Here is a 12,430-nt window from a genome sequence, read left to right as displayed (position 1 = left end):
ACTTGAAAAGGAGTACATACATAATGAGAGATGATCTGCGCCGGATAGGCATTATCGATATTGGTTCTAACTCCATACGTCTTGTAATCTATGATACAACGCCGGAGGGAGGCTATAAGATCATCAAGGAGTGTAAGTACTCTGCACGTCTTAGTGAGAAGATTACGAAGGAAGGTCGACTGGAGCAGAAGGATATGGAGACGATCATCCCAGTCTTGCGCCAGTTTAAGGAGATCTGCAATGCTTTTGATGTAGAAACCATTCGTGCGGGCGCTACAGCAGCAATCAGAAATGCTGCTAACTCCAGTGAAATTATTGCCTTTTTGTCAGAAGCTTCAACCATACCCATTGAGGTTATCAGTGGTCATCAGGAAGCTTACTTTGGCTTCTTAGGTGTCATAAATGCATTTAATGTTGAAGATGGTTATGTCATCGATATTGGTGGCGGGAGTACTGAAATCACACTTTTTCGCGGGCGGCGTTATCAACATAGCATTTCCTTTCCGTTCGGAGCGGTGAATACCAATCTTATGTTTGGTCAAGGTGGGAACTGGAATGGAGAGCAGATTCAGAAGCTCGAGACCTATGTTCTGGGGAGATTGGTAGAGCATGATTGGCTTAATTCAACAGCAGGTCTTCCACTGTTTGGTCTGGGAGGTACGGTTCGTTCTCTAGGTAAGCTGGATCAAAAGACTAGAGCATACTCATTACCTAATTCTCATGGTTACACCATGGCCAGTGAGACGATTGAGCATTTTATGAACACATTACCTTCAATGCCTTATGATAAGCGTAAAGATTTAGATGGGTTGTCTAAGAGTCGAGCAGATATCATCGTATCCGGGTTGATTATTTTCCATACGGTATATCAGTATATTGGGGCTAGCCAGGCTGTAATCAGTGGGGAGGGGCTCAGGGAAGGTATGCTACATGATCTACTGAAGCCGGAGCAACCGGTGCGAGACAGTGCGCTTGAATACAGTTTAAATACGATTATTCGGTTTGATATTCGTACTTCTAAACGGTATTTAGATCATATTAACAAGCTTGCTTTAAGTCTGTTTGACGCGTTCAAGGATGAGGAGAATAAAGCTGAACATGAGATGTTAATTTATGTATCCATCATGCTACATCGAACAGGGTCTAACATTAACTATTATCAATCTAAACGACACACCCTGTATTGGCTGATGAATTCACCGATTCGCGGATTGACACACCGCCAGCTTATCCTGTGCGCGATGATTGCCTCGTATAGCACAAAAAGCCGGAAGCAGAAATTGTCCCAGATGTATAAGGACATTTTACTGCCTTCCGACGAAGAGTGGATTCATAAGCTCGGATCGCTTGTACAGCTAAGCATCGCACTAGACAGCACCGAGATCGGGATTGTAAGCGGCCTGAAAGCTAATCTCCACGGCAATACTCTTAATCTGGATCTTGAGGGCGCTTCAGCGCTTCTGATTGGTCTAGAGGACATTGAGAACGCCTTAAAAGCATTTAAGAATGCTTGGGCGGTGAAGGTAAAACTCGATTTTCCTTCCAACGTGTAACATCCATTGCTGCGAACTGGCTCCGGAAAGGGGCCTTTTTGTCGTCTGGTTGCTCGTAATACCCATTAGGCTGTAAGAAGCTGGCCTTCACATTATCTTTAAGGGATAGTTCAAGAATCTTAACGATTTGTTTACGAATATTGCTGTCTCTTACCGGACACATCAGCTCGATCCGTCGGGTTAGGTTTCTAGTCATCCAGTCTGCACTGGATAAATATACCTCAGGCTTCCCGCCATTTTCAAAATAGTAAATTCTTGAATGCTCCAGAAAGCGGTCGACAATACTGCGAACCGTAATGTTTTCGCTCAAGCCTTCAATCCCCGGACGAAGACAACAAACCCCCCGAACGATTAAATCGATAGATACACCGGCCTGTGCGGCACCATATAAATCGTCGATGACTTGTTGATTAGAGAGTGAGTTCATTTTGGCAATGATACGTGCAGGTCTTCCAGCTGCAGCATGCTCCGCTTCACGCTTCATTAGCTTTTGTAAGGAAAGGCTCATGTCCGTTGGAGCTACAATGAAGGAATTCCAGTCAAAATCAGCGGAATAGCCAGTCATTTGATTAAACAGCTCGGAAGCATCAAGTCCGATATCGCTTTGAGCAGTAAATAGACTTAGATCCGTGTAGACTTTGGCGGTACTGTCATTGTAATTTCCTGTGCCTACATGCACGTAACGACGTAATTCATGGCCTTCCTGACGAACAATCAAGGTGACTTTGGCATGTGTTTTGAGTCCAACAAGACCATAAACGACATGGCATCCGGATTTTTCAAGTTGGCGAGCCCAAGCGATGTTCCGTTCCTCATCAAATCTGGCTTTTAACTCAACAACCACTGTTACCTGTTTTCCGGATTCAGCAGCATTAGCGAGTGCAGTGATCAGAGGAGAGTTTCCGCTCACGCGGTATAAAGTCATCTTAATGGCCATCACTTGTTCGTCCTCTGAGGCTTGAATGATAAAGTCCGTCATCGCATCAAAGGATTCGTAAGGGTGGTAGACCAGAACATCCCGCTCACGTAATACCTCGAAGAAATCCTCGTTCTCTTCAAATTCAGCAGGGTAGACGGGTTCAATGCTTGGATAGTTTAAGTAACTAAAGCCCTTAATACTGCCGGCGAAATTACGAAGGAAACTTAGATCTAGTGGACCTTCAATTTCGAATACGAAATCTTCAATTTCAAACTCAGCTTGCAGCTGTTCCAAGGCATATGGATGAATTCCTTTTTGTACTTCAAGTCTTGCTGGAACACCGCGGCGACGCTTGCGCAGCTCCTTTTCAATCTCTTCTAGAAGATCCTCGGCCCCTTCTTCGTCGATCGTGAGATCAGAGTTGCGGGTCAAACGAAATTCACTAACAGCAACGGGCTCATAACCACTAAATAAAGTTTGAATGTGATGACGGATGACATCCTCTATAAATACGAACTGCCGTTTCTTACTGTTAGACCGGTGTGGTAGCGGGATACATCTTGGCAGATTAGATGGAATTTGCAGAATAGCAAAAAAAGGCTCTTCTTCAAGGCCATTCTTACGAGTAAGAACTACTGCTAAATAGATAAATTGGCTATGAACGAGTGGAAACGGTCGACTCTGATCTACAGCCATTGGTGTAAGTACAGGATAAATGATATCCCGGTAATATTGTTCTATGGACTGTTCTTGTGCATGAGTGAGATCCTCATAATCCACAAAAACGATACCTTCTTTATGCAAACTCCGTGAAATATCACGGAAAATCCGGTATTGGTCGGCAACAATTTTGGTAACTCGCTTGATGAGACGTTTGTATAGCCCGGAAGGGGTGTAGCCAGTGAAATCTTTTTTAGTATAGCCTGCCCGGATTTGATCTTGAATTCCTGCCACTCGAACGCTTATGAATTCATCAAGGTTGCTTGAGACGATAGCCAGAAATCTAGCCCTTTCCATTAGCGGATTATCAGGGTCTTGAGCTTCTTTCAGCACGCGTCGGTTAAATTCGATCCAGCTCAAATCTCTATTGAGGTAAGCAGTGGCTGGGCTGCTTTGGTTGTTTTTATTCTCTTCTGTATTCATGGGACCTCCAAATATGATTCGTTGTCTATATCTATTCTATTTATCATATTCTATCATTCTACTATTGGATAAAGCATGAAATGTTAACGCTATGTAAAATCTTCGGGAATTTTATATGATAATTTTTAAAAATGGTGCATCTATCTTTTAATGTAGTTAACATAATGAAAAATATGTTAACCATAATCCGAAAAAATGACAATATTGAAACTTGATTTTTCACAATGGTAACAATTACATAAGCACAGGTTACAAAATTGTGATATATTAAGTCCTGTCAGTTTTACAAAAGACTGCAACACATCAAGAAATCACACACGGGTTGTACATAAGTACTTAAAATGTACACGAGCGTATACGGAAGTGATACCGTTCACGCCCATCTAATGAGGAGGCAATTATGAAGAACAGATTTAGAACAATTAAAACCCTTGCTGCAATTATGGGAATCAGTGCATTACTGCATGCCGTTCCAGCTCATGCAGACAGCGTTCATATCGCTAAGGACGGCAACACTTTTTATACTTTATCCAAGCAATATAATGTAGGTATGAATGAATTAATGAAAGCAAACCCAAACGTTGCAGCACTTAACATTTACGAAGGTCTTGAAATTACTATCCCTAGTAAGATGCAAGCTGAGTCCGTAACTACAACTGACAAATCACCAGTGATTACACCAAGTCTGAATGTAAACTCAGAGTCCAAAACAGTTGAAGCATGGGGTAAGTCCTTTAATTATGACAAATCGATTCAAGTCAAAGCTTCAGCTTATTCTTCTGCAAGCAGTGAGAACGGCGGATGGGGTGCAGTAGATTATTTCGGAAATCCTCTCAAGCTTGGAACTATTGCTGTTGATCCAAATGTGATTCCTCTCGGTACCAAAGTATTGGTGACAGGCCATTCACATGATGGATTGCCTAAAGATGCATTCTTAGCAACTGCAACGGATGTGGGCGGTGCTATAAAAGGCAATCGTATCGATATCTTTATCCCTGGTAGCCAAAGCTTTGTATCATCATTCGGTTATCAATATGTACAATTATACATTGTTAAATAGATAGATAAAAATAGAGAGAATACCTATGAGATATGAAAAGTTCTAAAATAAGGTTACACAGGAAACGGAGGAAGTCCTTAGCGGCTGCCTCCGTTTTTTGCGTATTATAAAATATATATTTGGGGGTAATTTATTTACTTTTGGACACTTGTAGTAATTGAGGAACGGTAACGAAAGTATAGCCCCGCTTGCGCATAATAGTGATTACTTCAGGTAAAGCCTGAATCGTTCCCTGTAGATGACTACCTGGACCGCCTCCACCGTGCTGAAGAATAATCGCTCCTCTCCCAATATGGGCTAGAATATTATTTCTGACTTGGTTTTTGGAAAGTCCTTTCCAGTCCAATGAGTCCACATTCCAATTCACGAGCGTGTAGCCATGGCTTTTTGCCCATTTTAGCTGCTGTTCACTGATATCCCCATAGGGTGGGCGAATTAGTCGTGGTTTATATCCGGCCAAGGTTTGTATAATATCCTCGGTCTTTATGATTTGTGATTGAAAATCATTCATCGCAAGCTTCACAAACTGAGGGTGGTTATACGAGTGATTTCCAATCGCATGTCCTTCTCTAATCATTCTTTTCACCAAAGCTGGATGTTTTTTTGCTCGGCTTCCCACCACAAAGAAGGTTGCTTTGACATTGTATTTTTTCAGGATGTTAAGCAATTGGGGGGTAAATCTTGGATCAGGAACATCATCAAAAGTAAGTGCTATGACTTTATTCCGAGGTCCACTAGTCTTAAAAGTCTCTGGGTATTTGTGTAACAGCTGACTTAATGTCAGACCTTTAGTGTTTTTATTGCTGTTAAGTGACGAACTATTTGTAGCAGCGCTACCTGCTGAAATTGCCGTATCTTCGTCTGAAGCGGGTACACTTTGTGTTTGTTCTTGCGGAGTCTTCTGACTCTGTACAGGCGCTGACGCAACCTCTGAAGAATAGGTTGGGAATAGCATAGTTATGATTGTTCCTAATATTATGAGCAGTTTCTGACCTCTCCGTTGAAAATACATCCCCATCTGCCTCCTTTACTACCTGATCACCGTCATATTCTTAATTGTTATCTCCATAGATGGGTAGATTTATGCTGATAACAATACAGTATTGGTTAAGATTTCTTGAAGGAACCAATGCGTGTATACTAATAGAACGGGGAATTCCCGAGTCAATTATAGATTACGGAAGGATGGAGACATGAATGTCTGATTTGTTTGCACCGTATGAATTGAAGGGGTTATCGCTGAAGAATCGTATTGTCATGCCACCTATGTGTCAGTATTCGGTGGATAAAGAGGATGGCATCCCTAATGATTGGCATTATGTTCATTATGTAAGCCGTGCTATTGGCGGCACAGGATTTATTATCGTGGAAATGACTGGCGTACATCCAGATGGTAGAATCACTAATCGAGATACAGGAATCTGGAGTGATTCGCAAATTGAAGCTTATTGTAGAATCACGGATGGTGTACATGCGTATGGATCAAAAATCGCTGTTCAATTAGGACATGCTGGACGAAAAGCTGTGGATGCAGAGCCGCCAGTGGCTCCATCAGCAATTCCTTTTGATGCTAATTTTAAAACGCCACAGGCCCTTTCTAAAAAAGGAATTTCAGAATTAATTGAGGCCTTCCGTGAAGGGGCGCGCAGAGCTATAGAGGCAGGATTTGATACGGTCGAAATTCATGGTGCACATGGTTATTTAATTCATCAGTTTCATTCTCCATTGACGAATACCAGAGATGATGAATATGGACAAGATCCTGCGTTGTTCGGAGAACAGGTAGTTAAAGCAGTCCGAGAAGTGGTTCCTGTAGACATGCCATTGATTATGAGAATATCTGCGAAGGAATATGTAGAGGGTGGATATGATGCTGCATACGCTCTGGATATTTGCCGACGGTATAAGAATGCTGGAGTGGATCTGTTCCATGTTTCTTCTGGAGGAGAAGGTCCTATAGGTTCAAATGGAGGGCCGGGTGCAGGCCCTGCTTATCAAGTGGATCTGGCAGAGTTTATCCGTAGTGAATTACAGGTGCCTGTAATTGCAGTGGGGCGGCTTGAATCCTTTACTGAGGCACAGTCCATCGTCGCGGAAGAACGGGCAGAGCTGATAGCCGTTGGCCGTGGGATGTTGAGCGATCCCTATTGGGCTTTACATGCGGAAGAGGCGCTTGGAAGCGTACGTAATGTACCCAAACCTTATGAACGCGGGATCTGGAAAAAGGGATAGCGCGCTTTGAATGTGAAGTTTGTCACAGATTTTATGCTCCTTCTAAGGCAATCTTAATAAAGATAAAATTTGAAGGAGCTTGATAACGTGGGGATGGTTTTAAGTAACGATCGGCTAACTGACGGAGTGTACCACCTTAAAGTTGAAACGAATAGCGGCGGTGAAATGGGTCAATTCTACATGTTACGGGCATGGGATGCTTATCCGATCCTTTCCAGACCGTTAAGTATACATGAAGTAAAAGAAGATAGTGTCGAATTTTTATATCACGTAGTGGGGGAAGGCACTGAGATATTTTCACGGTTGACTCCTGGTGACTCAGTGGAGCTTGAAGGGCCTTTTGGCACGGGATTCCCACAGGTCGAAGGCAAGGTTGCACTTATTGGTGGCGGAATCGGAATAGCGCCGCTATATTATTGTGCAAAGCAGCTGCCTAGTTGTGATATCTTTCTAGGTTTTAGTCGGGAAGCTTACCGGACAGAAGCTTTTCGTCCATTAGCAGCCGAGCTTACAGTAGATGTAGGCGGATTTATTTTGGATCGTGTGGATTTTAGTCAATATGATCATGTTTTCGTTTGCGGCCCACATCCTATGCTTAAAGCTGCACAGCTTAAAGGCGTAGCGGCCGAAGAGGCGGGTAGCAATACAAAAGTTTATCTCTCTCTAGAGAATCGAATGGCATGCGGCATTGGTGCCTGTCTTGTTTGTAGTGTTTCTTGTCGTGATGGTCAGCGAAAAGCCTGTGCAGACGGACCCGTGTTCCTTTCTGAGGAGGTGATTTTTCATGACTAAGATGAGTACAACAATTGCAGGCGTTCATTTTAAAAATCCGATTGTAATGGCTTCAGGAACATTCGGCTTTGGTCGTGAATATGGAAAGCTGTATGATGTATCTTTGCTAGGTGGAATCTCAGGGAAAGGGCTCACCCTCCATCCAAAAGCAGGTAACCCTGGCACTCGAGTTTATGAGACAGCCTCTGGCATGCTGAATAGTGTAGGATTGGAGAATCCCGGTGTAGCTGCGTTCTTGGAAAAAGAATGCCCTTATTGGGAAACACTCGATACAGCCCGTTTGGTGAATCTTGGCGGCGGGACGCTTGAGGATTACGTACTTGGAGCAGAAATGATCCAGCGTGATGCAGATCTTCGATCAAGCGCAGGTAAACCAGCTGTTGATATGATTGAGTTGAATATTTCCTGTCCAAATGTAAAAGAGGGCGGAATTGCATTTGGAATCAAGACTTCAGAAGCGCAAAAAGTAGTACAAGCTGTTAGACGTGCCACTAAGCTACCACTTGCGGTAAAGCTGTCTCCAGGTGCTGAGAATATCGTTGAGATGGCGCAAATGTGTGAGGCAGAGGGAGCAGATGCTGTCTCGCTGATCAACACCATTTCCGGGATGAAAATTGATGTGCGACGGAGAAGTAGTGTATTTAATAACTTGTATGCCGGACTGTCCGGACCAGCGATTAAGCCAGTTGCTTTGCGCATGGTGCATCAAGTCGCACAAAACATATCTATTCCAGTAATCGGAATGGGGGGCATCACCACAGCTACTGATATTATTGAATTTATTATGGCAGGTGCTTCGGTAATCCAAGTAGGAACCTACAATTTCATGAATTTGAGAGCAGGTAGCCAGCTTGTTGAAGAGCTTGAGCAATTCATGGTTCAAGAAAATATTCAATCCTTGGATGAAATACGTGGCATTATATAAAGTGGAGTAGTGAGGAGATACTATTGACTTCTAACAAGATTAACCCTGAGGATATTGAGCTGACGGCGACGCCTGTCGGACGTGATCTCTTACTCGTAATTAGTGGGGGCGTTCGTCATATTGGAGCGGCAAGTACTGCGTATTTAAATGGAGAGCGGGTGGAAGTGCAGACCTCTGCGGTTCCTCATCATAAAGAGCATACGATAAGCGAAGATATTGCCATTAGGGTAGCTGAGGCTTTAAACAGGACGGTCACAGTGGTTATGGGCATTCATTACGACGATCTCACGAAAGAAGGTATTAAAGAGGTCGTTGAGATCGTAAATAATAAAGTAATTCAATATTTAGCGCAACAAATGTGAAACGGGATTGGCAATTCTGCGTAAAAGATATCAAGTGAGTATTTAAATTATCTTTTGGAGGAATGAAACCATGTCTATATTTAAAAGATTGCGCGATTTAACAATGTCTAACGTGAATGCGATTATCGACAAAGCAGAAGACCCGATTAAGATGACCGATCAGTACATTCGTGATATGACCGAAGATTTGGAAGATGCAGAAAAAGCGGTAGCGGCTCAAATCGCTATTGAGAAGAAGTTCAAGCAGCTGTATGAAGAGCAGGAAGCACTTGTTAACAAACGTACGCAACAGGCACATGCTGCAGCTCAAGCTGGTAATGTTGACCTTGCTCGCCGAGCTCTGGAAGAGAAGAAGGCTGCTGAAGCTAAACTGGTAGAATACAAAGCTAGCTTCGATCAGAACAAAGCATCTGCGGATAATCTTCGTGGGAAGCTTGACGAAATGCGTAAGCAACTTACTCAAATGAAGAACAAACGTGAAACCTTGGTTGCTCGTTATAATGCTGCTAAAGCTCAAACCGAAATTAATAAAGCGATGAGTGGTTTCAGCTCTGATTCCGCATCTGCTGGCCTGAAACGTATGGAAGAAAAAATGCTGCAAGCAGAAGCTCAAGCCGAAGCTAGCAACGAGATGAGCTCGGGCAACAAATCACTTGATGATGAGTTCGAGAAGTTGAACAAAGATCAAGCAGTAGAAGATGAATTGGCTGCTCTGATGAAACAATACGAGAAGCAATAACATTTGATCTTAGCCGTTTCACGGCTGATGTTCACAGGCGAAGGGGAGACAGGAATATCGTTTCCTCTTCGCTTTATCTATGCTTATGACAGCATGCAAAATGAATAAGCGGGGGCTATTAGAATGGATTTCCATATCCTGGTGTCCATGGTCGTGTGGACAGTGAGCGGCGCGGTGTTGCTGTTTGTGCTGATGTTCGTAGATTCACTCTTCACTCGATACAATGATTTAGAAGAGTTAAAGGCTGGAAATATGGCAGTTACTACACGTTTTGTAATGAAGCTATTGGCACAGGCATTCATTTTATCATCATCGATAGCTGCTTCTAACAGCCTGCCAGATGCTTTGCTGATCTCGATTGTATCTTTTTTTCTTTTGCTTATTTTGGAAAGAACGGTCCGTCTCCTCTTGGCTAAATGGGGGAATCTGGATCTGGATCATGGTACACAGCTTGGCAAAATCGGGTACGGCTTATTATCAGGCTCACTGCAAATTACGGGAGCTTTAATTATTTCTGCATTTATGTAGGGGGAACGATCAAGTTGAGTATATGGAAACGTATAGGTAATCTTTTCTCCAAACCAGCGGCTCAGGAAGTTCAGAAAAGTATGCTTAATTTGTCTCCCGGAGACATCTGTGAAGTATCGCTCGTTACCTACGAGGTTACCGGCAGGACCCATAATCGTGGACGAAATGCGGTAGTGCTGACATTAAGAGATGGTAGTCAAATTGCCTATTTGCATATTGAGGAGCGGGAACAGCTGCAATATGGTTTATATAAACCTATTGATGGGCGCTTAGATAATCCTGCTGAGGTTCCAACAACACTTGAACTGGACGATTATACATTTTTTCTGGAGGAAGAGTATGAAGGATATGTTGCTGCCCTAGGCCAAACCCCTTTTATGAATGGTGGAGAGCAGCATGTATGGCAATATCAGTCAGATGATTCTCGGCTTCTGCGTGTAGAATGGCAACATGGACGGTTTATGCTGTATGAAGGGGAGAAAGTAATTCCTGGTGATGTGAAGGTAATTAGAGCATCCTAGACATGAATCGTAAGAGATGTGATCTTGAGATCGCATCTTTTTTTTGTAATTACGTAGATGAAATCGGTGAAGGATTTAATGTCGTTTCCACCATTCATTTTACTTCAGGATAGCTCATGTTAAAATAGTACCTATTGTACTGCAAAAATGGACGATTTAGAGCGGAGGTATGGTATGAAGGATCATAAATTTCAGCGCAGAGCGCTTCAAGTAAAAGAGGCACAGGCAAAAATAATCAAATTTGCGAATCTGCTAGAGTCACAGGAGGTCTCATTGAATGAGGTCTGTGGACGTTATTTGGCTGAGGAAGTGATTGCGCCACATTCTTTTCCCGCGTTTAACCGTTCTAGCATGGATGGATATGCAATTATTGCAGCAGATACAAGGCACTGTGTAAATGGACAAGTCGTATGGTTAGAAATGGTGGACAATATTCCATGTGGCGCTGTGGCATCGGTAGATATAACTTCGGGAACAGCAGCAAGGATAATGACTGGAGCACAAGTGCCGTCAGGGGCAGATACTGTAGTTATGCTAGAAGTAACGGAGACACGTGAGGAGGAAGGAAAGACTTACGTAGGTATTCGAAAGAACCAGGAAGCGAACTCTAATATTACACCGATGGGGCTGGAGTTAAGCTCTGGTGAGCTAGTGCTGCCAGCGGGGCGATTAATCTCTGCCGGGGATATAGCTGTTCTGGCAGCGTTTGGCATACATACAGTGAAAGTCTATCGTCAGCCTAAGGTAGCTATCTTTGCGACAGGCACAGAGCTGCTAGAGGTACATGAACCACTACAGCCTGGCAAAATTCGAAACAGCAACTCACCCATGCTCGAAGCTTTAGTCAAAGAGGCAGGTGGGGAGCCCGTGATGCTGGGATCTATTGTGGATGATCTGGAGCTGGCTCGAAGTAAAGTACAGATGGCGCTGGAAACCTATGATTTTGTAATCACTACGGGTGGAGTATCGGTAGGAGATTATGATATTATGGGCGATTTGGTTCGTGAACAGAGTGGAGATATGTTATTTAATAAAGTGACGATGCGTCCGGGGAGTGTAACCACTGCTGCTGTTAGAGGTGGTAAGCTGCTGTTAGCCCTATCAGGTAATCCAGGTGCTTGTTTCGTTGGTTTTCAATTGTTCGCACGTCCGGTTATCAGATTAATGCAGTGTGTGTCACAGCCGTTCTTACCAGAATGGAGCGCCACACTCGGTGCAGATTATAACAGAGTGAATGACTTTACCCGATTTGTTAGAGCGCGATTAGAGATCCGTGAAGGCAGCCTTTATGCCATTCCAGCAGCGATAGACGAATCTTCCGTGATGGTCACGATCAAGGATAGCGATTGTCTGATTGTTGTTCCACCAGGGGATCGAGGCTTATCTGCGGGTGCTAAAGTGACTATTATCAAGCTTCCGGGAGAAATACGGGGATAGGATAAAGGTAAAATGCTTTTTGACATTAACAATAGGACGGAAATAGCTAATTATCTAATATGCCAACGATATTATTTACAACATTTCAATATATGAAAAATTCACAATAGAAAAGCTGATAATTCAACATAATGCTAATCTGATCAGTCTTTCTAAACCATGTAAAAAGAGAGCCGGCCACACCTTTTCCATAAAAATCGGATAGGGTATGGCCGGCTT

The 12,430-nt window shown here is 43.2% G+C and carries 12 protein-coding genes; 10 read left to right on the top strand and 2 right to left on the bottom strand.

Annotated features, from left to right (window positions below):
• The first annotated feature begins 23 nt into the window (after positions 1 to 23).
• Positions 24 to 1,553, top strand: a complete 1,530-nt coding sequence (locus tag MKX41_RS10125; RefSeq protein WP_042188766.1) for a Ppx/GppA phosphatase family protein — start codon at positions 24 to 26, stop codon at positions 1,551 to 1,553.
• On the opposite strand, the gene ppk1 is transcribed toward MKX41_RS10125, so the two are convergent.
• The gene (ppk1, locus tag MKX41_RS10120) at positions 1,501 to 3,615 is read right to left on the bottom strand and encodes a polyphosphate kinase 1 (protein ID WP_339265039.1); all 2,115 of its coding nucleotides are present in this window, start codon (positions 3,613 to 3,615) and stop codon (positions 1,501 to 1,503) included. The genes MKX41_RS10125 and ppk1 overlap by 53 nt on opposite strands.
• Before the next feature lie 400 nt (positions 3,616 to 4,015).
• Here ppk1 and MKX41_RS10115 point away from each other — a divergent pair, with 400 nt between their 5' ends.
• Positions 4,016 to 4,675 carry a 3D domain-containing protein gene (locus MKX41_RS10115; protein ID WP_339265037.1) on the top strand — a complete coding sequence of 220 codons (660 nt, stop codon included), beginning with the start codon at positions 4,016 to 4,018 and terminating at the stop codon, positions 4,673 to 4,675.
• Positions 4,676 to 4,805: 130 nt separating this feature from the next.
• On the opposite strand, the gene MKX41_RS10110 is transcribed toward MKX41_RS10115, so the two are convergent.
• Positions 4,806 to 5,687, bottom strand: a complete 882-nt coding sequence (locus tag MKX41_RS10110) for a polysaccharide deacetylase family protein (RefSeq protein ID WP_339265035.1) — start codon at positions 5,685 to 5,687, stop codon at positions 4,806 to 4,808.
• A 185-nt stretch (positions 5,688 to 5,872) separates the two neighbouring features.
• On the opposite strand from MKX41_RS10110, the gene MKX41_RS10105 reads away from it, so the two are divergent.
• From MKX41_RS10105 to MKX41_RS10070, 8 genes are all read left to right on the top strand, one after another.
• Positions 5,873 to 6,907: an NADH:flavin oxidoreductase/NADH oxidase gene (locus tag MKX41_RS10105; RefSeq protein ID WP_339265033.1), complete on the top strand. Its 1,035-nt coding sequence runs from the start codon at positions 5,873 to 5,875 to the stop codon at positions 6,905 to 6,907.
• Between the two features lie 87 nt (positions 6,908 to 6,994).
• Positions 6,995 to 7,699, top strand: coding sequence for a dihydroorotate dehydrogenase electron transfer subunit (locus MKX41_RS10100; protein WP_339265031.1), 705 nt, complete (start codon positions 6,995 to 6,997; stop codon positions 7,697 to 7,699).
• Positions 7,692 to 8,624, top strand: a complete 933-nt coding sequence (locus tag MKX41_RS10095) for a dihydroorotate dehydrogenase (RefSeq protein WP_076283571.1) — start codon at positions 7,692 to 7,694, stop codon at positions 8,622 to 8,624. Before MKX41_RS10100 ends, MKX41_RS10095 begins: the two co-directional genes overlap by 8 nt.
• A gap of 23 nt (positions 8,625 to 8,647) precedes the next feature.
• The gene (gene lpdD / locus MKX41_RS10090; RefSeq protein ID WP_081382772.1) at positions 8,648 to 8,986 is read left to right on the top strand and encodes a prenylated flavin chaperone LpdD; all 339 of its coding nucleotides are present in this window, start codon (positions 8,648 to 8,650) and stop codon (positions 8,984 to 8,986) included.
• A 70-nt stretch (positions 8,987 to 9,056) separates the two neighbouring features.
• Positions 9,057 to 9,725: a PspA/IM30 family protein gene (locus MKX41_RS10085; protein WP_042188756.1), complete on the top strand. Its 669-nt coding sequence runs from the start codon at positions 9,057 to 9,059 to the stop codon at positions 9,723 to 9,725.
• Between the two features lie 123 nt (positions 9,726 to 9,848).
• Complete coding sequence (locus tag MKX41_RS10080) at positions 9,849 to 10,253, top strand: DUF350 domain-containing protein (protein WP_094869154.1); 405 nt, start codon at positions 9,849 to 9,851, stop codon at positions 10,251 to 10,253.
• 14 nt (positions 10,254 to 10,267) lie between these two features.
• A complete protein-coding gene (locus MKX41_RS10075) occupies positions 10,268 to 10,774 on the top strand; it encodes a DUF4178 domain-containing protein (RefSeq protein WP_042188751.1) in 507 nt (168 codons plus the stop codon).
• Positions 10,775 to 10,948: 174 nt separating this feature from the next.
• The gene (locus tag MKX41_RS10070) at positions 10,949 to 12,211 is read left to right on the top strand and encodes a molybdopterin molybdotransferase MoeA (RefSeq protein WP_340970110.1); all 1,263 of its coding nucleotides are present in this window, start codon (positions 10,949 to 10,951) and stop codon (positions 12,209 to 12,211) included.
• Positions 12,212 to 12,430 lie beyond the last annotated feature (219 nt).

The sequence above is a fragment of the Paenibacillus sp. FSL R5-0475 genome (assembly GCF_038004585.1).
Lineage (GTDB): Bacteria > Bacillota > Bacilli > Paenibacillales > Paenibacillaceae > Paenibacillus_AQ.
The sequence above is the reverse complement of the archived record's forward strand: the minus strand, read 5'-3'. Positions and strand labels throughout refer to the sequence as shown.

Excerpts from the sequence above, each read along its gene's own strand:
- MKX41_RS10125 (WP_042188766.1), top strand. The coding sequence starts at position 24 with ATGAGAGATGATCTGCGCCGGATAGGCATTATCGATATTGGTTCTAAC.
- ppk1 (WP_339265039.1), bottom strand. The coding sequence starts at position 3,615 with ATGAATACAGAAGAGAATAAAAACAACCAAAGCAGCCCAGCCACTGCT.
- MKX41_RS10115 (WP_339265037.1), top strand. The coding sequence starts at position 4,016 with ATGAAGAACAGATTTAGAACAATTAAAACCCTTGCTGCAATTATGGGA.
- MKX41_RS10110 (WP_339265035.1), bottom strand. The coding sequence starts at position 5,687 with ATGTATTTTCAACGGAGAGGTCAGAAACTGCTCATAATATTAGGAACA.
- MKX41_RS10105 (WP_339265033.1), top strand. The coding sequence starts at position 5,873 with ATGTCTGATTTGTTTGCACCGTATGAATTGAAGGGGTTATCGCTGAAG.
- MKX41_RS10095 (WP_076283571.1), top strand. The coding sequence starts at position 7,692 with ATGACTAAGATGAGTACAACAATTGCAGGCGTTCATTTTAAAAATCCG.
- MKX41_RS10085 (WP_042188756.1), top strand. The coding sequence starts at position 9,057 with ATGTCTATATTTAAAAGATTGCGCGATTTAACAATGTCTAACGTGAAT.
- MKX41_RS10080 (WP_094869154.1), top strand. The coding sequence starts at position 9,849 with ATGGATTTCCATATCCTGGTGTCCATGGTCGTGTGGACAGTGAGCGGC.
- MKX41_RS10070 (WP_340970110.1), top strand. The coding sequence starts at position 10,949 with ATGAAGGATCATAAATTTCAGCGCAGAGCGCTTCAAGTAAAAGAGGCA.